The organism is Lacticaseibacillus sp. YLM2-1 (assembly GCF_056583465.1).
In genome coordinates this window covers 2,485,571-2,509,115 of sequence record NZ_CM152617.1, presented here as the reverse complement: position 1 = coordinate 2,509,115, position 23,545 = coordinate 2,485,571, and the positions used below count along the sequence as shown (strand labels likewise).

8 protein-coding genes are annotated in these 23,545 nt (G+C 48.2%); 7 read left to right on the top strand and 1 reads right to left on the bottom strand.

Going from position 1 to position 23,545, the window contains the following annotated elements:
- Positions 1 to 12: 12 nt before the first annotated feature.
- From AC07KQ_RS12130 to rpoC, 3 genes are all read left to right on the top strand, one after another.
- The gene (locus AC07KQ_RS12130; RefSeq protein ID WP_003567589.1) at positions 13 to 2,520 is read left to right on the top strand and encodes an ATP-dependent Clp protease ATP-binding subunit; all 2,508 of its coding nucleotides are present in this window, start codon (positions 13 to 15) and stop codon (positions 2,518 to 2,520) included.
- Between the two features lie 329 nt (positions 2,521 to 2,849).
- Positions 2,850 to 6,449: a DNA-directed RNA polymerase subunit beta gene (rpoB, locus tag AC07KQ_RS12125; RefSeq protein WP_003567588.1), complete on the top strand. Its 3,600-nt coding sequence runs from the start codon at positions 2,850 to 2,852 to the stop codon at positions 6,447 to 6,449.
- Between the two features lie 12 nt (positions 6,450 to 6,461).
- Positions 6,462 to 10,124, top strand: a complete 3,663-nt coding sequence (rpoC, locus tag AC07KQ_RS12120) for a DNA-directed RNA polymerase subunit beta' (protein WP_013246086.1) — start codon at positions 6,462 to 6,464, stop codon at positions 10,122 to 10,124.
- A gap of 183 nt (positions 10,125 to 10,307) precedes the next feature.
- On the opposite strand, the gene AC07KQ_RS12115 is transcribed toward rpoC, so the two are convergent.
- Positions 10,308 to 10,802 (bottom strand): peptidase, encoded by a 495-nt coding sequence (locus AC07KQ_RS12115; protein ID WP_013246085.1) that lies wholly within the window; start codon positions 10,800 to 10,802, stop codon positions 10,308 to 10,310.
- 387 nt (positions 10,803 to 11,189) lie between these two features.
- Between AC07KQ_RS12115 and AC07KQ_RS12110 the strand changes: the two genes are divergently transcribed.
- The 4 genes from AC07KQ_RS12110 (at position 11,190) to fusA (ending at position 23,389) form a co-directional block, all read left to right on the top strand.
- Complete coding sequence (locus AC07KQ_RS12110) at positions 11,190 to 19,382, top strand: SpaA isopeptide-forming pilin-related protein (RefSeq protein WP_480156568.1); 8,193 nt, start codon at positions 11,190 to 11,192, stop codon at positions 19,380 to 19,382.
- Between the two features lie 730 nt (positions 19,383 to 20,112).
- Positions 20,113 to 20,529, top strand: a complete 417-nt coding sequence (gene rpsL / locus AC07KQ_RS12105; RefSeq protein WP_003567580.1) for a 30S ribosomal protein S12 — start codon at positions 20,113 to 20,115, stop codon at positions 20,527 to 20,529.
- 197 nt (positions 20,530 to 20,726) lie between these two features.
- On the top strand, positions 20,727 to 21,197 hold the full coding sequence (gene rpsG, locus AC07KQ_RS12100; RefSeq protein WP_003567577.1) for a 30S ribosomal protein S7: 471 nt from the start codon (positions 20,727 to 20,729) through the stop codon (positions 21,195 to 21,197).
- An 89-nt stretch (positions 21,198 to 21,286) separates the two neighbouring features.
- Entirely contained in the window at positions 21,287 to 23,389 is a 2,103-nt protein-coding gene (fusA, locus tag AC07KQ_RS12095) for an elongation factor G (RefSeq protein WP_003585667.1), read from the top strand.
- The last annotated feature ends 156 nt before the right edge of the window (positions 23,390 to 23,545 follow it).

Below are 23,545 nucleotides of genomic sequence, written 5' to 3'. Positions count from 1 at the left end.
GGGAGCGTGCTTATGGACAACTTATTTACCCCTAGTGCTAAAAATGTATTGCTTTTAGCCCAGGAACAAGCGAAGTACTTCCATCATCATGCTGTTGGGACAGAACATTTGCTCATGGCACTGGTCATGGAAAAAGATGGTATCGCTGGTAAGACGCTGCGTCAGTTAGGGGTCACTGAAAATGATGTCCATGACGAGATCGAGCGCTTCACAGGGTATGGGACTGTTGATGCCGCTGGTCAAGCTAGTGATAGTTATTTGCCTTACTCACCAAAAGGTAAAGAAATTTTGGCGTTTGCGGGTGACGAAGCAAAACGGTTAGGTGCTTTAAAGATCGGTACCGAGCACGTTTTGCTTGGCTTGCTACGTGAAGATGACATCTTGGCAGCACGGATTTTGCAAAACCTTGGTCTCAGTCTTTCGAAGACGCGTCAAATGGTCTTCAAGAAGATGGGGATTGCGGACACTGCAGCAAAGCGTCGTCCAATGGCACGTGGTGGTGCTCGTCAAGATGGACAAGGTACGCCAACGCTAGATGGTTTGGCGCGGGATTTGACCCAAATGGCGCGCGAGAATCGGATGGATCCGGTTGTTGGGCGTGACAAAGAAGTACGCCGGCTGATCCAGATTCTGGCACGGCGGACAAAGAACAACCCTGTACTGATTGGCGAACCTGGTGTTGGTAAAACTGCAATTGCAGAAGGCTTTGCTGAAAAAATTGTGTCTGGTAAAGTGCCGGATGACATGGTCAACAAGCGTTTGATGATGCTTGATATGGGCTCACTTGTCGCTGGCACCAAGTATCGTGGTGAGTTTGAAGATCGGCTGAAGAAGATCATTGATGAAATTTATAAAGATGGCAATGTCATTTTGTTCATTGATGAATTGCATACTTTGATCGGTGCTGGCGGTGCAGAAGGCGCTATTGATGCTTCCAATATTTTGAAACCGGCATTAGCTCGTGGTGAATTACAATTGATCGGTGCCACGACCTTAGATGAATATCAAAAGTATATTGAAAAAGATGCTGCTTTGGAGCGGCGGTTTGCGACGATTCAAGTCGACGAACCAACTGAAGAAGAAGCTGAACAAATTTTGAAGGGCTTGCGTCCTCGTTATGAGGCGCATCACGGTGTCACGATTACTGACGAAGCGCTGCATCAGGCGGTGGCTTTGTCATCACGGTACATCACGACTCGGTTCTTGCCTGACAAGGCAATTGATCTAGTTGACGAAAGTGCGGCGAAGGTTCGCTTGGACAAGGCCAATGTTGAGACGAAGGCCGACAAGCTTCAGGATGAACTGGCCAAGCTGGTAGCTGATAAAGAAGACGCTATTGACCATCAAGATTTCGAAACGGCTGCGAACATCCGGACTCAGGAAGCTGATTTAAAAACGAAGTTGGCCGACACGCCTGAACCAGTTAATGAAAGTGGCGTTCGAACTGACATTAAAGTGACGGGCGACGATGTGGCAGAAGTGGTTTCTCAATGGACCGGTGTGCCAGTCACCCAGTTGCAGAAAAAAGAATCCGATCGGTTGGTTAACTTGGAGAAGATCCTGCATGAGCGGGTTGTTGGCCAAGATGAAGCAGTTTCCGCCGTCGCGCGTGCTATCCGGCGTGCTCGTTCTGGTTTGAAAGATCCGACGCGGCCAATTGGGTCCTTCATGTTTCTCGGGCCGACAGGTGTTGGGAAAACGGAGCTGGCTAAGGCGTTAGCCGAGGCAATGTTTGGTTCTGAAGATGCCATGATCCGGGTTGATATGTCTGAGTACATGGAGAAATTTAGTACCAGTCGGTTGATCGGCGCGGCCCCTGGTTACGTTGGTTACGACGAAGGCGGTCAACTAACCGAAAAAGTCCGCAATAAGCCTTACTCGGTTGTGTTGTTGGACGAAGTTGAAAAGGCGCATCCAGATGTCTTTAACATTTTGCTGCAGGTGCTGGATGATGGCTATTTAACCGATTCGAAGGGTCGGCGGGTTGATTTCCGTAACACGATTTTGATCATGACCAGTAACATCGGCGCAACCGCTATTCGTGACGATAAGACTGTTGGCTTTGGTGCCAAGGATCCACAAGCTGACTTTAACGCCATGAAGAGCCGGATGCTGGACGAACTTAAAAAAGCGTTCCGACCAGAATTCCTTAACCGAATTGATGAAACCGTGGTCTTCCACAGTCTCAACAAGGCTGAGCTGCATGAAATCGTTAAGATCATGACGAAGACAGTGCTTAGTCGCATTAAGGATCAAGGGATTGACGTTAAAATTACCCCAGCCGGTATTGACGCTGTCGCCGCTGCCGGCTTCGATCCAGAGTACGGTGCACGTCCAATTCGGCGGGCACTGCAAACCGGTGTCGAAGACCAGTTAAGTGAACTTTTACTGACAGGCCAAGCTAAAACCGGTGATTTGATCCAAATTGGGGCTAAAAAAGGCAAGCTGACATTTACTGTTAAAGAGAACAAAGGCAAGCAAAAAGAAAACGGTGCTTCAAAAGAACCCGTTAAAGCCTAGTGTTGATAATGAAGAAATCGCGGCTGATAGGTTGCGATTTCTTTTTGGCTTTGCTTGCGCAGCACGGATCAACCTACGCTTGACATCGTTGATTGATACGCGTATTATGAATCTAATCGCATTTCGGTTTGGACAGGCTGTCAGGACGATCTATTGTCCGTTCTGACTAATGAAAAAGCAAAAACAGCAGGCTGGTTGAAGGTCGATCTGTTTTTGGTTTTTTTTTGCTCAAAATGTCTGCGGGATGGTCGTTGTCATGTAAACTTAACAATATTTACATTATTTTTACAATCAACCTGAGCCGGAAAATCTTACAAGGGGTGAATAATTTGGCAGGACACTTAGTGAATTATGGTAAGCACCGGACACGCCGGTCCTATGCCCGGATCAAGGAAGTTTTGGATCTTCCTAATCTGATCGAGATCCAAACGAATTCTTACCAATGGTTCCTCGATGAAGGTCTCAAAGAAATGTTCGACGATATTATGCCGATCGATGACTTTCAAGGGAAACTGTCACTGGAATTTGTCGGCTATCAACTGCTGGAACCAAAATATACTGTTGAGGAAGCACGCCAACACGATGCAAACTACTCTGCACCGTTGCATGTGACCTTACGTTTAACCAACCATGAAACAGGCGAGATTAAGAGCCAAGATGTGTTCTTTGGCGACTTCCCGCTGATGACCAAACAAGGGACGTTTATTATTAATGGTGCCGAACGGGTCATCGTTTCTCAGTTGGTCCGTTCACCTGGCGTTTATTTCCATAGCGAAACAGACAAGAACTCACGTGTCACTTATGGCACAACCGTGATTCCTAACCGGGGTGCTTGGCTTGAATATGAAACTGACGCCAAAGATATCGCGTATGTCCGAATCGATCGGACACGGAAGATCCCGCTGACCGAATTGGTTCGGGCGTTGGGCTTCGGTTCCGATCAAGACATTATCAACATGTTTGGTGACAATGATTCCTTGATGCTTACGCTTGAAAAAGATGTGCATAAGAACACGGATGATTCCCGTACGGACGAAGCGTTGAAGGATATCTACGAACGTCTACGTCCTGGCGAACCAAAAACAGCCGATTCATCGCGGTCTCTTTTGTATGCCCGCTTCTTCGACCCGAAGCGTTATGATCTTGCTTCGGTTGGTCGTTACAAAGTGAATAAGAAGCTGAGCCTTAAGACCCGGCTTTTGAATCAGGTTTTGGCAGAAACACTGGCCGATCCTGATACTGGTGAAGTTATTGCGCAAAAGGGCACCAAGGTTGATCGTCAAGTGATGGACAAGTTGGCACCATATCTTGACCGCGACGATTTCAAGACCATCACCTACCAACCTTCCGATCAAGGCGTTGTCACTGATCCGATCGAATTACAGAGTATCAAAGTATACTCACAAGTGACCCCTGATAAAGAAATCAATTTGATTGGTAACGGTCATATTGGTAAAAAAGTGAAGCACATCGTCCCAGCTGATGTTTTGGCATCAATGAACTACTTCCTGAATCTTCAGGAAGGCTTGGGTTCAATTGATGACATTGATCACTTGGGTAACCGGCGGATTCGTTCTGTTGGTGAACTGTTGCAAAACCAATTCCGGATCGGGCTTTCTCGGATGGAACGTGTTGTCCGTGAGCGGATGTCCATTCAAGATACCGCTACGGTAACGCCGCAACAATTGATCAACATTCGGCCAGTTGTAGCTTCTATCAAGGAATTCTTCGGCAGTTCCCAACTGTCGCAGTTTATGGATCAGACGAATCCGCTTGGTGAGTTAACGCATAAGCGTCGTCTGTCTGCTCTTGGACCTGGTGGGTTGACGCGTGACCGTGCCGGTTATGAAGTCCGGGACGTTCACTACACCCATTATGGCCGTATGTGTCCGATTGAAACGCCTGAAGGCCCGAACATCGGGTTGATTAACAGTCTTGCTTCTTATGCGGTTGTTAATCCTTATGGTTTTATTGAAACGCCATATCGTCGTGTTTCTTGGGATACGCATAAAGTTACCGACAAAATCGACTATTTGACTGCCGATGAAGAAGATAACTACATCGTTGCGCAGGCGAACTCGCCTTTGAACGACGATGGTTCCTTTGTTGACGAAACCGTTCTGGCTCGTCACAAGGATAACAACATTGAAATCTCTCCAGACAAAGTTGACTACATGGACGTTTCACCTAAACAGGTTGTTGCGGTCGCAACGGCTTGCATTCCTTTCTTGGAAAACGATGACTCCAACCGTGCTTTGATGGGTGCGAACATGCAACGTCAGGCTGTGCCGTTGGTTAATCCGCATGCCCCACTTGTTGGGACTGGGATGGAATACAAGGCAGCCCATGACTCCGGGACAGCGGTTTTGGCTAATAACGCTGGTACCGTTGAATATGTTGATGCTAAGCAAATTCGGGTTCGTCGTGAAGATGGCGCCTTGGATGCCTACAACTTGATGAAATTCAAGCGTAGTAACGCCGGTAAAAACTACAACCAGCGGCCAATCGTGACCATCGGCGATCATGTTGATGTTGACGAAATCATCGCTGATGGACCAGCCATGCAAAATGGTGAATTGGCATTGGGACAAAACCCAATCATCGCCTTCATGACTTGGAACATGTACAACTACGAAGATGCGATTGTGCTCTCCGAACGACTCGTTAAAGATGATGTTTACACCTCAATCCATATTGAAGAATATGAATCTGAAGCACGTGACACCAAGCTTGGACCTGAAGAAGTAACGCGTGAAATTCCAAACGTCGGTGAAGAAGCCCTTAAGGATCTGGATGAATTTGGTGTCGTTCGTGTTGGTGCTGAAGTGCGTGACGGTGATATTTTGGTCGGCAAGGTTACACCTAAGGGCGTTACTGAATTGTCAGCTGAAGAACGGTTGCTGCATGCGATCTTTGGTGAGAAAGCACGTGAAGTACGTGACACCTCGCTGCGGGTTCCTCATGGCGGCGGCGGGATCATTCAAGACGTTAAGATCTTTACTCGTGAAGCCGGCGATGAGCTGTCTCCTGGTGTGAATATGATGGTCCGCGTTTATATTACGCAGAAGCGGAAGATTCAGGTCGGTGATAAGATGGCCGGTCGTCACGGGAACAAAGGGACGGTTTCCGTTGTTGTGCCTGAAGAGGACATGCCATACTTGCCAGACGGTACCCCAGTTGACATTTGCTTGTCACCAATGGGTGTGCCAAGTCGTATGAACATCGGACAGGTGCTGGAATTGCATCTGGGGATGGCTGCACGTAACTTGGGCATTCATGTTGCAACGCCTGTTTTTGATGGCGCCAACGATAAAGATCTGTGGGCAACCGTTAAGGAAGCCGGTATGGCATCTGATGGTAAGTCTGTCTTGTATGACGGTCGAACTGGTGAACCATTCGAAAACCGTGTTTCTGTCGGAATCATGTACTACATGAAACTGTCTCACATGGTTGACGATAAGATTCATGCTCGTTCCATTGGACCTTACAGTTTAGTTACCCAACAGCCACTTGGTGGTAAAGCTCAGTTTGGTGGTCAGCGTTTTGGTGAAATGGAAGTTTGGGCCCTTGAAGCTTATGGCGCGGCTTATACTTTGCAGGAAATCCTGACGTACAAGTCCGATGACGTGGTTGGCCGGGTTAAGACTTATGAAGCCATCGTTAAGGGCGAACCGATTCCTAAGCCGGGTGTACCAGAATCCTTCCGTGTGCTTGTCAAAGAATTGCAAGCACTGGGTCTGGATATGAAGGTCCTTGGCGCGGATAAAAAAGAAATTGAACTGCGGGACATGGACGACGACGAGGATGACATTGTTTCTGTCGATGCCTTGGCGAAGTTTGCTGCTCAGCAGGAAGAAAAGAAGGCTCACGAAGCCGCAGCACAAGCAACTGACGGTAAGTCTGCCAACAGTACCGACGATAAGAAATAGGAGGTTAGCCCTTTGATTGATGTCAATAAGTTTGAAAGTATGCAAATCGGCTTAGCCTCGCCAGATAAAATCCGTAGCTGGTCCTATGGGGAAGTTAAAAAACCTGAGACCATCAACTACCGGACGTTAAAACCTGAGCGGGACGGCTTGTTCGATGAACGCATCTTCGGACCGACCAAGGACTGGGAATGTGCCTGTGGCAAGTACAAGCGGATTCGTTATAAGGGAATCGTTTGTGATCGCTGCGGTGTTGAAGTTACTCGTTCCAAGGTTCGCCGTGAGCGGATGGGTCATATCGAACTAGCCGCACCGGTTACCCACATCTGGTACTTCAAGGGCATCCCAAGTCGGATGGGTCTGGTACTGGACATGTCACCGCGGTCACTCGAAGAGATCATTTATTTTGCGTCCTACGTTGTGATCGATCCTGGCGATACGCCGATGGAGAAAAAGCAGCTCCTGACCGAACGTGAATATCGTGAAAAACGCGAAGAATACGGTCAAACCTTCAATGCCAAGATGGGTGCTGAAGCCATCAAGGAATTGTTGCAGGATGTTGAGCTTGATAAAGAAGTTGCCGAATTAAAGGAAGACTTGAAGTCAGCCCAAGGCCAAAAGCGGACCCGTGCGATTCGCCGGTTGGATATTCTGGATGCCTTCAAGGAATCCGGTAATGATCCAGCTTGGATGGTCATGGACACGATCCCAGTTATCCCACCGGATCTGCGGCCAATGGTTCAACTTGAAGGTGGCCGTTTTGCCACTTCCGATCTGAACGACTTGTATCGACGGGTTATCAACCGAAATAATCGGTTGAAGCGCCTGCTTGATCTCAATGCGCCAAGTATCATTGTTCAAAACGAAAAGCGGATGCTGCAGGAAGCGGTTGATGCTTTGATTGATAATGGTCGTCGTGGCCGTCCGGTTACGGGGCCAGGTAATCGCCCGCTCAAGTCCCTGTCACACATGCTGAAAGGGAAGCAAGGCCGGTTCCGTCAGAACTTGCTTGGTAAGCGTGTCGATTACTCCGGCCGTTCCGTTATTGATGTCGGCCCATGGCTGAAGTTCTATCAATGCGGTGTACCACGTGAAATGGCATTGGAACTGTTCAAGCCATTTGTGATGCGTGAATTGGTTAAGCGCGACATGGCTAGCAACATCAAGAATGCTCGTCGCAAGATTGATCGCCAAGATGATGATGTTTGGGACGTGCTTGAAGATGTCATCAAGGAACGTCCAGTGCTGTTGAACCGTGCACCTACCTTGCATCGACTTGGGATTCAGGCATTTGAACCTGTCCTTGTTGATGGGAAGTCCATCCGGTTGCACCCGCTGGTCTGCGAAGCTTATAACGCTGACTTTGATGGGGACCAGATGGCGATCCATGTACCGCTATCTGACGAAGCGATGGCTGAAGCACGGATGCTGATGTTGGCTGCACACCATATTTTGGCACCAAAAGATGGCAAGCCAATCGTTACGCCATCACAGGACGTTGTGCTGGGTAACTACTACCTGACCATGGAACAAAAAGGCCGCGAAGGTGAAGGCATGATCTTTAAGGACACCAACGAAGTGTTGATGGCCTTGCAAAACGGTTATGTCCACTTGCACAGCCGCATCGGGATTGCGACTAATTCCTTTACGGACAAGCCGTTTACCGATGATCAGAAACAAAAGATCATGGTCACCAGTGTTGGTAAGGCGATCTTTAACGAGATTATGCCGAAAGACTTCCCATATTTGAATGAACCGACGCAGGATAACATCGTCAATGGTGTGCCGGATAAGTATTTCATCGATAAGGGTGAAGACATCAGCGACTACCTTGAAGATGCACCGTTAATCGATCCATTCAAGAAAGGCTTCCTGTCTGACATCATTGCGCAAGTCTTCAAGGTCTATAAAGTTCAACGGACCAGTGACTTGCTGGATGATATGAAGACTTTGGGCTATACGCAGTCCACTAACTCTGGCTTGACTGTCGGGATCGCGGACATTACTAACTTGAAGGAAAAGCCTGAAATTGTCGAAGCTGCCCATAAGAAGGTTGCCACTGTTTCCAAGCAGTTCCGTCGTGGGTTGATTACCGACGAGGAACGGCATGATCGGGTTATCCAGATCTGGAATGATGCCAAAGATGATATTCAGCAGAAGCTGGTTGATTCGTTTGACCCGAACAACCCAATTTCGATGATGTCCGATTCAGGTGCTCGTGGTAACATTTCTAACTTTACACAGCTTGCCGGCATGCGTGGTCTGATGGCTGCGCCAAACGGTGGGATGATGGAAGTGCCTGTTATCTCGAACTTCCGTGAGGGCCTGTCCGTCATGGAAATGTTCATGTCAACTCACGGTGCTCGTAAAGGGATGACCGATACGGCGCTGAAGACGGCTGATTCAGGTTACCTGACTCGGCGGCTGGTTGATGTTGCACAGGATGTCATTGTTCGTGAAGAGGACTGCGGTACCGACCGTGGCTTAGTTGTCAGTGCTATCCGTGAAGGTAATGAAATGATCGAACCGCTGTATGATCGACTGGTTGGTCGTTTCACCATGAAGGATGTGCTGGATCCGAAGAGTGGCGAAGTACTCGTCAAGCGCAATACCTTGATGGACGAAGATACTGCTCAGATGATCGTGGATGCCGGGGTTGAATCCGTCACGATCCGTTCGGTCTTCACTTGCAACACCAAACATGGTGTCTGCCAGAAGTGCTACGGTCGTAACATGGCCACTGGCGAACAAGTTGAAGTCGGCGAAGCTGTCGGGACTGTTGCTGCGCAATCTATCGGTGAACCTGGTACCCAGCTGACCATGCGGAACTTCCATACTGGCGGTGTTGCCGGTGGCGAAGATATTACGCAAGGACTGCCTCGTGTTCAGGAAATCTTTGAAGCTCGTAACCCTAAAGGTGAAGCTGTGATTACGGAAGTGACCGGTGAAATTACGGCGATTGACGAAAATCCAGCTGAGCACACACGGGAAATCACGGTCAAAGGTGAAACCGACACCCGGACTTACAGCGTGCCATATGCTTCCAGTGTGGCAGTTGCTGAAGGCGACCACATTAATCGTGGCGAACGCCTGACTGGTGGTTCGATTGATCCTAAGCAATTGATTAAAGTGCGCGATGTCATGGCCACTGAAAATTACCTGCTTTCTGAAGTTCAGAAAGTTTACCGTATGCAAGGTGTTGATATCGGCGATAAGCACGTTGAAGTGATGGTCCGCCAGATGTTGCGCAAGATCCGGGTTATGGATCCAGGCGACACCAACATCTTGCCAGGAACCTTACTCGATATTGCTGACTTTAAGGAAAAGAATACGCAGGCAATTATCAGTGGCGGTATCCCTGCTACTGGCCGGCCAGTTCTACTGGGGATCACCAAGGCTTCCTTGGAGACCAACAGTTTCCTGTCTGCCGCTTCCTTCCAGGAAACGACACGGGTATTGACCGATGCCTCGATTCGCGGCAAGAACGATCCGCTGATCGGTTTGAAGGAAAATGTCATCATTGGGAAGATCATTCCGGCTGGTACCGGGATGGCAACGTATCGACACGAAGAACCAAAGAGTGTCGGCACCGTTTCCGACAGTGTCTATTCGATTTCAGACATCGAAAAGCAAATGAAAGCAAAAGACGGCCAGCAAGGCGATACGGACAAAAAGTAATCGCGTGAACTGACAGTTAAATCAAAAAGAAGCGGCGTAAACATCTGAAAAGATGCTTGCGCCGCTTTTTTGGTGAGCGCGAGTAGGAGCGTTTAGAAACTGGAACATAAGGACCTTGAAGCTCAATGACTGGTCACTGAGCTTCAAGGTCCTTACGTGTAGGTTTCTGCGACTGCGAGCGCGTTATAGTCCGCCATTGACCAGAGCAAAGCACGCATAACCAGCCGCTAAATGACTGATCATTGGCAAACTCGGCGGGCGGGCAACTATCCAATGCAGGCAGGCGGTTCCGCAAGCAATCAGTGTCACGATTAACGCCGCCTCGAGTCGTAAAACGCAGGCCAGCAAGGCAATTAACATCACATCCGCACTCCCAAGCCCTTGCGACACAACGGCTAAACCGCCAATCATGACAGCAAGTAGCATCATGCCGAAAAGGTCATAGGGAAAACAAACCAGCAAAGTCAAACACCAACCAGTAAAGCTAAAGAAAGGAACCGTTCGCTCATGCCAGTCAGCCACGCTAAAGATGATTAAGCCTGAGGCAAGCAAAAAAGTTAACCAAGTATGGATGCTTAATCCAAAGAGGACGGCTAATAGACAGTGAAAGCAACGGGTTGCCAAGCAGTGCTGACGAACTAAGTACAGAACAATGAGCAAAAGTACAGTTATTAGCATAGCATTCACCTCTTCATGAAGCAGATTTCGCATTTGCTTTTCTTCTTGCACAAGTAAAAAGCAGATGATAATGGGCTAAAAAAGCTCTATTGTTAACGCTGTCAACTTCTGGGAAAATCGATATTTAATAAACCTGTCTAACAGTACATTTTTTAACTGGCTGCAACACCTGATATGTAAGGATTTAAAAGCAAATCACCACTAGGCGAAAAGAATAAACATAAGCATATATATTTAATCAATATTCTTTATAATCCCTTCAATATTTATAGAAATGTTATACAATGATATTGAGCGGAGTGTAAATTAATGTATCCATAAATTATAGGTTAATGGTCTCAGGGGGAGATACCAAGTAGGTTTGTAAAGAGGAGGAAGAGGAGAAAAATGAGAGAGTTAGGTGGCAAGAAAACCGGGCACTTCATGCTTAAAGTGGGGATTTACTTAACGGTGATCCTTGGCATGATTGTACAACTGATTTCGCCAGCACTAGCCCTTGCAGCCGAAAATCCGACACAGGCAGTGACTGGTACGCTCACGATCAAGAACCAAGATGAACAAGGATCACCGCTAAACGGCGCTAAGTATGAGATTCAAAATGAATCGCATCAGGTAGTGGCGAATAGCGAGATTAGTAAGGACGGCCAGGCGACGGTACCAAACTTGCCGGTCGGAAATTACACGGCAACCGAAAAACAGTCTGTTTCCGGTTACACAGCTCTTGAGCAGACGAAAAATTTCAGTGTCACGGCATCGGGCAATGTGACACTACTGTTTAAGAGTCGCGCATCAGCCACACTTGATAGCGGCAGCGGCAGCGGCAGCGGCAGTAGCAGTAGTACAGCCGCAAAACCAGCGGAAGCGAAGACGCCAGAAGCTGAAAAAAGCGCGACACCGGACGCAAAGGCCGATACTGAGCTGCCCAATATTTTCACGAAGGTGGCACTGAAGGACGGCAATGATCAGCCTTTGGGAACGGAAGTCGATCAGCAAAGTGCTGTGAAGATGGAGATGACCTTTACACTACCGGCAACGAGCACCCCGTTTCCGGCAGGGGCATCCTTTACAACGACCTTGCCAAAGGAGCAGATTGCTTTTCCTGAAAGTGGCGGCGGCAATTTTTCCGGTGATGTCGCCTCGTACTATTTTGACGCAATCACAGGACAGCTGACGATCAAACTTTTGAAAGCCACGAGTAATGGTTCTTGGTTAGTGCATATTGCAGCAAGCTTTAAGGCTTTAACTGCTAATGATTCACTCAATCAGACACTGGTTTTCCATACAAAAGATCAGGACACAAAGTTTCCAATCACGTTTAGGTCGAATGCCAAGCCGGTGGTGGTGTATGCGCCTACGACGACACCACAAAGCTTGAATCCGACTGGCATTGCTGGGACCGCGAAGTTTAATTTAAACGGGAACGAAACCAGCAAAACCGATCCGACAAAGTGGGACAGTGATCCGGCTAAACGGTCAAAGAACGCTGACATGGCATTGACACTGACGGCACGAGGCAGCGGAACAGATTATCTCAAATCGCTGACCTTTAGCGACAGCGATCTGGCGAAGATCAAGGTCTCGTTGGCACCAGTCAATATTCTCGGCGGCTTTTCTGAAGAACTTAAGCCGTTAGTCGCCGGCCAAGATTTTCATGCTGTTTTATCGGATGACAAACGAACGGTTAAGATTTATCTGACAGGCGGCTTTAAAAAGACAACTGGGTATCAAGTAGATTACACGGCCACGATTGACCGATCTTTAGACGATACCGGGAAAGTGGGTAGTGCCTTAGTTGAAGGCTATCGCTACTTAACTGGTTCACAGACGCATGATGGTTATGACTATGATAGTGTCACCATGCGCAACTCCGGCGTGGCGGTCACCAAATCTGGCGATATCACCAATAATTTCCGAGCACTTAACTGGAAAATTAATTGGAATTACAGCATGGACACCATGAAAGCTGGCGCCACGCTGACGGACCGCTTTGGCAAGCAAACCAGCGGGAAAGATGAGCATGATCAACCCAACATCGAGACAGATGGCAATCAAACCTTAGACACGAAGTCCCTGAAGGTCTTTCAAGTCACGTTTGACGAGTGGGCAACGCCGAGTGTTTCCAAGGTCGACATCGCGCAGTACTTTAAGCTCACTGAAAAAGGCGACGGCGAGTTCACACTAACTTATCTTGGCGGCGGCGATCTCCCGGAAAATGCTTCTTTCCAGATTCAATATCAAACGAAACTGAAGAACACACCGAAAAATGGCGACAACTTAACCAATATTGTGAATGATCAGAAGAATCATTACGATCATGCGACCTATCCAGTTAGGCTGCCAAGCGGGATTACAAAAGTAGGCGGCAAGATTGATGCCTACAATGGTCAAATGACGTGGCGGATCAATGCCAACCGCGTTTTCCGGAACATGAAGAATGGTAAAATCTTCGACCTTTTCCCGGATGGGGTCGATAAGCTGGACAACGATCCAACGGCCGATAACATCAACACCATCTCCGGTGAAAATGTCTCAGCAAATGTTGACGACGGCGCTAATGACGGTATTCTTGTCTACGCCCAGAATCCGGACGGCGCAAGAACGTTGCTGAAGCCGAGGACTGATTACGATATGAGTACCCAAGACGCTGACGTTCAATCTGCAGTTAAGCAATATAACGACAAGGATAAGACAAATCCGATTAATGCGAATGGTCAGGAAAAAGGCATTCGCGGCTTTGTCGTCACGCTCAAAGGGGCGTATGCAGAAACAGATTCGCAAATTGTGATTTATACGCATACTAAGCTGGACATGTTGAAGCTAGGCCAAGTCGGTCACGACCCAGACGCTTTGAAAAAGGCTTTAAATAATCGCGCATTTTTCTTCTTTGACTTGCCACCAGGTGATGATGACGTTGCCAGCGGTGATAGTAGTAGTACACCAACACCAGAAGAAGGGGCCTTTAGCGGAGCCTTGAAGAATTCTTGGAGTGATGCGCCCGATACCCAGTATTGGGGTGTCTTGGTTAATCAATTGGGGCTTCCATATGGCCACATGCACCTGACCGATATTTTGCCGCGGTTTGATGGCGTTAATTACGAGTTGATTCCTGATTCGATTAAATTCTATGAAGTCACGGGACCAGACGGAGTTGATCCATCGAACACAGGTGATCCAGCTTCTTCTAACGATGTGAAAGAAATCAAGACGAGCCCATATTATGGAACCGGTGGCTGGTCATCAACAGCACTTAAAGCTGAGGATGCAGCACAGCAACATCTGTTACCAACCAACACGCCAAATACGTGGCTCAAGAACAATCCAAACTTAGCACAACAATTGGATTTTGATTTTCCAAATATTGGTACGGGGCGTGTTTGGGTTGTTTTCAAGACGATGCGCGCTAACCAGTGGAACTATAACGATCCTAACTTCGCCAACAATGCGACTGTGACAGATACCGAACCGACCACGGCAATTCCTACTTTCAACCCGTCAGCTTCGAAGTCGGCGCAAAGTTATTGGACACCAATTAGTAAAACTGTCAGTGCTGACGCCAAGTTGAAAAATGTCTTGAATTGGCAGGTAAAGCTGATCAATATCCAAGATAAATATCGGCCGATGGTGAATCCAATCATTGAGGACACCTTGGATCCAAGAGGTACTGGGGCGGAAATCAATGCCACCAGTTTTGTCGTGAAATTGAAGGTTGGCATTGCCGATCCGATCACGTTAAAAGAAGGGGATGATTATACCCTTGCCTTAGATGGCAATAAATTTACGATTACCTTTAAGCGGACTTTTGGGAATCTGACGCAAGAGGCCAATAGCCCACTTAATAATTACCAAGTAAGCGTCGACTATGCCACCAGTAGCAAGAACTCAGGATGGGTATACAATTCGAGTAGCGTTGAATGGGATGGCGGCCAAACGACTCAAAAGCCAAGTGATGGTGTCCCTCCTGATGCCCGAATAGCAAACGCAAATGGGTATTTGCCTTATTGGGGTTCCGGTATCAGCGGCGAGACCCTCACGCAATTAGCCAACTTAGTGGTTGAAAAGAAGGATAGCGTCAGTGGCACGCCAATTCCGGGCGTTAAGTTCCGCTTAAGTGACGGCACCCATACATTTGAAGCCACCACAAAACTTGATTCGGCCACGAATAAAGCACTGGCAACCTTCCAAGGACTGCCAATTGGGATTGACTATACGTTGACGGAACTCAGTACGCCAGCTGGGTATAAGCCATTGGCACCACAGACCATTCGTTTGAACGCAACTTCCGACACAGGCACGGCGATTCAAACGGAAGCGGTTGAAAACGAGCCTTATCAGATCACGCTGTCGAAGTATGACAACCGCGCTAATGGCCAATCAGAAACAGATAACAAACACTATCTGCTTCCCGGCGCCACTTATGACTTAGTGGATACCGATACGCAGAAAACATTGAAGTCGGGCATGAAGACCAACGCTGATGGCAAAATCACTATCGGAACGGCTAGCAGCTTTTCAGGTCAGTATGCTGGCGACAAGTTCACCCCTGACTTGAAAGATGGTGAATACGTCCTTGAAGACTTGAAGCCAGGCAATTACAAGCTGGTTGAAACGCAAGCCCCAGATCATTATCGCGGGGATGCACATGATCAGGCAACAATTACCAGCGGGCCTGACAAACAAGTTTGGGAAGATAGTCTGAAAGCCGGCAGTGTGGCGGCAATCATTTCTAACAAGGCACCGTCCGCTACAGTGACGGCGTATAACCAGAAGAAACCTGGTCAACTGGACATCAAGAAGCAGGCAGAAACGATCACTGGCGACAAGTTCCCTGATCGCCAGCCAATGACCGGCGCCGAATTTAAGCTTTATCGTTACGGCGATGACGGCAAGGTTGATCAAAGCAAATCTTGGGACGCAACGATCATTAGCCAAGATGGTACCTTTATCTTCGATTCACCTGATTTGTATGAAGGTAAGTATCAGTTAGTCGAAACCAAAGCGCCTGAAGGTTATGTCATCCCCGATGACCTTGCCAAAGGTGTTGACGTTAATATCACTGGTGACGAGACGCTGAAGCTGCCGACGATCACGGAGCCAGTTTACCGACGCGCCTTGCAAGTGGCTAAGACGGATGGCAACTTCGGCAACCCAATTGCCGGCATCACGTACGCGTTGTATCAAAATGATGGTACTGAGATCGCCAAGGATTTAGTCACGGATGACAATGGTCAGGTCAACTTGCCATTTAATTTACCAGCAGGCAAGTACTATATTCAGGAAACCAAGAGCTTACCGCCATATAGGCCAAACAGCGACAAGCATCCGTTTGAAGTGAAACAGACAGATCAAACTCAGACGGCAGGCGATTTGGCAACCGAGAATAAAGAGCATCCGATTAAAGTCAATGTGACTAATTATCAAGTCAAAACCCTGAATGTCAAAAAGGTTGATCGCATGTACGCAACTCATGGGTTGCCAGGTGCCGTCTTCCGGCTGACGAATAGTGCTGGTTACAGCCGCGACGTGACGACAGATGAAAACGGGATTGCTTCATTTGGCGATTTGTTGCTGGGCAGTTACTCGCTGACTGAAATCAAGGCACCGGCTGGGTATCGGCTGGACAACACGGTGTATCCAATTGCGTTGTCATCTGCCGAAACGCCGACAGCGATTACGGTTAATAAGGAGATTGCTGACGATCCTTATCAGGTTAATCTGACGAAATACGATAATCGCGTCAAGAAGGATGATCCGGCGAGTCAAAAGAAGTATCTGTTACCAAACGCAGTATACAAACTTGTCGACGTGACGGCCAACAAGACCTTAAAGGCCGATATGAAGACCAATGCTGATGGCCAACTGACCTTTGGCGCGGCAAGCAGTTTTGACTCGCCGCTCAAGGATGGCGAATACGCAATTGAAGGGTTGAAGCCGGATACCTCATATCGGCTGGTCGAAACGGAAGCTCCTGAACATTATGAAGGGGATGCTGCTGACCAAGCCAACGCGACAAGCGGCACCCAGAAACAGGCGTGGGAAGACAACTTAGCGGCTGGCAGTGTTGATTTCACTATCAAGGCTGATCAGACGCAAGTGAAGCTGACCGCAACGAACCAAAAGAAACCGGGTCAGCTGGATCTTAAGAAACAAGCTGAAACCATCAAGGATGACCAGTTCCCTGATCGTCAACCAATGACTGGCGCTGAATTTAAGCTTTATCGTTATGACGAAGCTGGCAAAGTTGATCGCAGCCGGTCATGGGACGCTACTATCACTAACAATGACGGCACCGTCTCCTTTAAGGATTCAGATTTATATGAAGGCCAATACCAACTGGTTGAAACTAAAGCACCCGATGGTTACGTTATCCCTGATCACCTTGCCAAAGGTGTTGACGTCAACATCACTGGTGATGAGACCCTGAAGTTACCGACCATCACGGAGCCGGTTTACCGCCGTGCTTTGCAGGTAGCTAAGACCGATGGCAACTTTAACAATCCAATTGCTGGCATTACGTACGCGTTGTATCGCGAAGACGGCACTGAGTTAGCCAAGGATTTGGTGACAGACAAAAATGGCCTAGTCAATGTCCCGTTTAGTCTGCCAGTTGGTCATTATTATATTCAGGAAACGAAGACCTTGCCGCCATATCGGCCAAATACGGACAAACATGCTTTTGAAGTCAAGCAGACTGATCAAACGCAAACGGCCAGCAGTTTAGCAACTGAAAATAAGCAACAACCGATTCGAGTCAACGTCACCAACTATCAAGTCAAAACCCTGAATGTCAAAAAGGTTGATCGCACTTTCGCGGCTCATGTGCTGCCGGGTGCCGTTTTCCGGCTGACCAACAGTGCCGGCTACAGTCGTGACATCACCACTGACGAAAACGGGCTGGCCTCATTCGGCGATCTCCTACTCGGCAGCTATTCGTTGACAGAAGTGAAGGCACCAGCTGGGTATCGGTTGGACAAGACCGTTCATGCGATCACCTTATCCTCAGCGATCACGCCGACACCGATCACCATCGACAAGCAAATTGCCGATGATCCTTATCAGGTCACCTTAACCAAGTACGATAACCGGGTTAAGAAGACCGATGATGCGGCAACACGCAAGCAGTATCTGTTGCCGGGAGCGACGTATAAGCTTGTGGATGCCGTAACCAACAAAACGTTGAAGGCCGACATGAAGACCAACACTGATGGGCAATTGACCTTTGGCGCAGCAAGCAGCTTTGACACCTCACTCAAGGATGGCGAATACGCGATCGAAGGGTTGAAACCGGACAATTCATATCGCCTAGTCGAAACCCAAGCCCCTGAGCATTATGAAGGGGATGCCGCTGATCAAGCTAACGCGACAAGCGGCGTCCAGAAGCAACGATGGGAAGATAGTTTGGCCGCTGGTAGTGTCGATTTCACCATCAAGACTGATCAAACCCAGCTGAAGCTGACCGCAACTAACCAGAAGAAGGCTGGCCAAATCATTGTGACGAAGAAGGCGGACACCACAACCGATGATCGCTTCCCGGGCAAAATGACCATGATTGGCGCCCAATTTGCGATGTATCGTTATCGTGAAGACGGCACGGTTGATCACAGTCACGCATGGACAACAACGATCACCAACCAGAATGGCATTGTGACCTTCAATGATCATGATCTTTATGAAGGTAAGTATCTGCTGGTTGAAACGCAGGCACCACGCGGCTACGTTATCCCAGATGATCTGGCCAAGGGGATTGATGTGAACGTCAAGGGCGACCAAAAAGTTGCTCTTGATCCGATTATCGAACCCGAATTTAGACGCGCCATTCAGCTGCAAAAGACGGATGGTAATTTTGGCAATCATTTGGCCGGCATTACCTTTGACTTATATGGTAGCAATGGCAATGTTCTTGCCAAGGATCTTGTCACGGATGAAGTCGGGCAGATCAACCTGCCGTTTAACTTGCCAATCGGCGACTACTACTTTGAAGAAACCAAGACCTTGCCGAAATATGAACTGAATACCGATAAGATCGACTTTAAAGTAGAACAAACCGACCTGACGCAAACCGTGAGCGCGCTAGCAAGCCAGAATAAGCAGCAGCCGGTTACTGTACAGGTTGCCAACTATCAGATCAATTCACTCGTCATCAAGAAGGTGGATGCTGCTGATAGCAATCAAGTCTTAGCAGGGGCCATTTTCCGACTGACAAATGACAAAGGCTATAGCAAGGAATTCACGACTGATGTCAATGGGCTGGTCACCTTTGATAACCTGAAACTGGGTCGTTACTGGCTGACCGAGGTCAAAGCGCCGGCTGGGTACACGATTAATCCGGACTACGCAAAGCCGGTCGCAGTTGATATTAAGAGCGGTGATACAATCCGCATGACAATCGCCGACCAGCGCCATGTTCTGCCAAGTACAGAAGGTGGGAATAATGGTAACGATGTGCGCCATGACCAACCGTCACGCCGCTTACTCTTCGGCAGCTTTGGTGATCGAGATGCGATTACCCTTGTCCTTTTAGGCATCGTGATTCTCGTCATCGCCGGCAGCACCGTGATCCTGCGGCGGCGCAAGCGATCATAATCAATTGACACGAGCTGTTCGAGACTGAACGGCATCACGTTACAGTAGTTCCGCGAGGTGAGTCTTCTAGCCGGAGACTTGCTTTGCGGAGCTATTTTGTTATGGTTAGGGGTATGGCCGTTCGGGGCCGATTAAAGCGGTTGATAAACTGTGTTTATTGAAAAAGTAACAACTTAGTTACAACCGGTGAATCTGCTATTTGAGAACGGCTCACCACTTCTTTGATTGGAACTAAAGTCGGGGGATGCTGATCTTAAAAGGTATGAATTCAAGAATAGAGCCATGAGAGCTGGCAAAGCGGCGAGGGGGCTCAGCCGTGATATTGTTCTTAAACGGGTGGTTTTCCCGTTTTAGAACAAGGCCAGACTTTGAAATCGTGCGGGCTTTGCGCGAGTTCAAAGCTGTGCCCACAGCTCTAGCTTCGCGGTCGCCAGCCCTCCTCGCCGCGTAGCCAACTCGGACAATCGAGAACACGCGACTCAAATAGAACTAATACAAATCTTTGAGTTTGTCGCGCGAGTCACCCCGCTCTTTCTTTTTCTCTTGACACTCAGCCGCAAAGGATAGTACACTATCAAAGGTGCTTTTTTCCAGTTTATTCGGGTTGCCCGGACGTGCTGACTGGGTTAAGAGCCGTTGCCGTTCGGTTGGCCATTTTTTTATCAGAAAAAATGAACCGCCTGGATGTGTGGACTTATAAAATGATGTAAATTAAGGAAGGAGAAGCTTAATGCCTACTATTAATCAATTAGTTCGCCAAGGTCGTAAATCAATTTCAACCAAGTCAGACTCTCCTGCGTTGAACTTCGGTTACAACAGCAAGAAGAAGAGCCTTACCAATAACCCAGCACCGCAAAAACGTGGGGTGGCAACTCGTGTCGGTACCATGACACCGAAGAAGCCAAACTCCGCATTGCGGAAATATGCCCGTGTTCGTCTGTCTAACTTAATTGAAGTGACAGCTTACATTCCGGGTATTGGCCATAACTTGCAAGAACATAGTGTTGTCTTGATCCGTGGCGGCCGTGTTAAGGACTTGCCAGGGGTTCGTTATCACATTGTTCGTGGTGCGCTTGATACGGCTGGTGTTGACGGCCGGATGCAGGGTCGCTCCAAGTACGGTGCAAAGCGCCCTAAGAAGAAGTAATTCACGATCAACATTAAAGATCGCTATTAAAAATTTTTAGATCCGCTATGTGCGGTATAGACAGAGCGTGAGCTGGTGCGGTAGAAACCGGAGCATAAGTGGGCTTGGGCGTGATGGTCGGTTTTTGACCATTGCGACCAAGGTCCTTATGTGCAGGTTTTTGCGCCAGCGAGCGCGTTTAAGAGGAGGCAAAGTGCATGCCACGTAAAGGCAGTGTCGCAAAACGTGATGTTTTACCTGATCCAGTTTACAATTCAAAGCTGGTAACTCGCTTGATCAACCACTTAATGATTGATGGTAAGCGCGGGAAGGCATCAACTATTTTATATGATGCATTTGATATGATTAAGAAACAAACCGGGAACGAACCATTGGACGTTTTTGAAGAAGCAATGAAAAACGTTATGCCGGTCTTGGAAGTTAAAGCTCGCCGTATCGGTGGTTCTAACTACCAAGTGCCGATCGAAGTTCGTCCGGATCGTCGGACCACCTTGGGCCTACGGTGGATCGTTCAGTATTCCCGTCAACGCGGTGAACATACGATGGACGAACGCTTGGCTAAAGAAATCATGGACGCCGCTAACAACACCGGTGCCGCAGTGAAGAAGCGTGAAGATACCCACAAGATGGCAGATGCCAACCGGGCATTTGCACATTATCGTTGGTAAGATGATTTGGCTATTATATCCGCGGCTTGGTATATAGTAGCCATTCTTTGTATAAAGCCAGTTGAAACAAGAGAGGAGCAATACGCCACATGGCCAACAAACGTGAATTTCCGTTAGACCGTACCCGTAATATCGGGATCATGGCTCACATCGATGCCGGTAAAACGACCACGACTGAACGGATTTTGTATTATACCGGTAAAATTCATAAAATCGGTGAAACTCATGAAGGAGCTTCACAGATGGACTGGATGCCACAGGAACAGGAACGTGGGATCACCATCACCAGTGCTGCTACTACGGCTTTCTGGAAGGATCACCGGGTCAATATCATTGACACCCCAGGACACGTGGACTTCACGATTGAAGTTGAACGTTCCCTGCGTGTGCTGGATGGTGCGATCACCGTTTTGGATGCCCAATCCGGTGTTGAGCCGCAGACCGAAAACGTTTGGCGTCAAGCAACGACATACGGCGTTCCGCGGTTGGTTTTCGTCAACAAAATGGATAAGATCGGTGCCGACTTCGATTATTCGATGACGACATTGCATGATCGGCTTCAGGCTAACGCTCACGCCGTTCAGATGCCGATCGGTGCCGAGGATAAGTTCGAAGGGGTCATTGACCTGATCGAAATGAAGGCCGATTTGTATGACGAAGATGAATTGGGTACCAAGTGGGACACTGTAGATGTTCCAGATGACTACAAGGAAGCTGCTCAAAAAGCGCATAACGACTTGATCGAAGCCGTTGCTGACGTTGACGACGGCATCATGGACAAGTACCTTGAAGGTGAAGAGATTTCCAATGCTGAATTGAAGGCTGCGATCCGTAAAGCAACCATCAACTTGGAATTCTACCCAGTTTTGGCTGGTTCTGCCTTCAAGAACAAGGGTGTTCAGATGTTGTTGGATGCTGTGATTGATTACTTGCCATCACCACTTGATGTTCGGCCATATCATGCGACCGATCCTGACACTGGCGATGCAGTTGAATTGACCGCTGGCGACGACAAGCCGTTTGCTGCCTTGGCCTTCAAGGTTGCGACTGACCCGTTCGTTGGCCGTCTAACCTACATCCGGGTTTATAGTGGGACGCTTGAAGCCGGTTCTTACGTGCTGAACGCAACTAAAGATAACCGCGAACGTGTTGGTCGTCTGTTGCAAATGCACAGTAATCACCGTGAAGAAATCCCTGAAGTTTTCTCTGGTGATATCGCGGCTGCTATCGGTCTCAAGAACACCACTACTGGTGATTCCTTGACTGATGTTGACCACCCGCTGATTCTTGAATCTCTGGATGTGCCTGATCCGGTTATCCAAGTTTCCATCGAACCTGACTCTAAAGAAGACCAAGATAAGCTGGATGTCGGCTTACAAAAGCTTTCTGAAGAAGATCCAACATTCAAAGCTGAAACCAACCCTGAAACTGGCGAAACATTAATCGCCGGCATGGGCGAATTGCATTTGGACATCATGGTTGATCGTCTGAAGCGTGAATTCAAGGTTGCTGCTAAGGTTGGTGAACCACAAGTTGCTTATCGCGAAACCTTCACTAAAGAAACTTCCGCGCAAGGTAAGTTCGTTCGTCAGTCTGGTGGTAAAGGTCAGTATGGTGATGTTTGGATTGAATTCAGTCCAAACGAAGAAGGCAAAGGCTTTGAATTTGAAAATGCCATTGTCGGTGGTGTTGTTCCTCGTGAATACATCCCAGCTGTTGAGCAAGGTCTGAAGGAAGCCATGGCCAATGGTGTCCTCGCCGGTTATCCATTAATCGACGTTAAGGCTAAGCTTTATGATGGTTCTTACCATGAAGTCGATTCTTCTGAAGCTGCCTTCAAAGTGGCTGCTTCTATGGCATTGAAGAATGCCTCGAAGAGTGCCGGCGCGGTTATCCTTGAACCGATCATGCACGTTGAGGTGGTTGCCCCTGAAGAATATCTTGGCGATGTTATGGGACAAATCACGGCTCGTCGTGGTCGCGTTGAAGGGATGGAAGCCCGCGGGAATGCCCAATTGGTTAACTCCATGGTGCCGCTTGCCGAAATGTTCGGTTATGCAACCACCTTGCGTAGTGCTACCCAAGGCCGTGGTACGTTTACCATGACCTTTGACCACTACGAAGCTGTTCCAAAGAGCATTCAAGCAGAAATCATCAAGAAAAATGGCGGCGGCGTCGCAACCAAAGACTAGTCTTTGATTGTTACCAGCTGCATGAACGACGATGCCTAAAAGGCATCGTCGTTTTTTTCTAAAAGTGCGCCAGAAGTCAAAATCCGGAAATAAGCATGAAAATCGTGAACCTGATTGCTGGGCTTGGGAAAAGATTATAGTATACTGATGTTATTC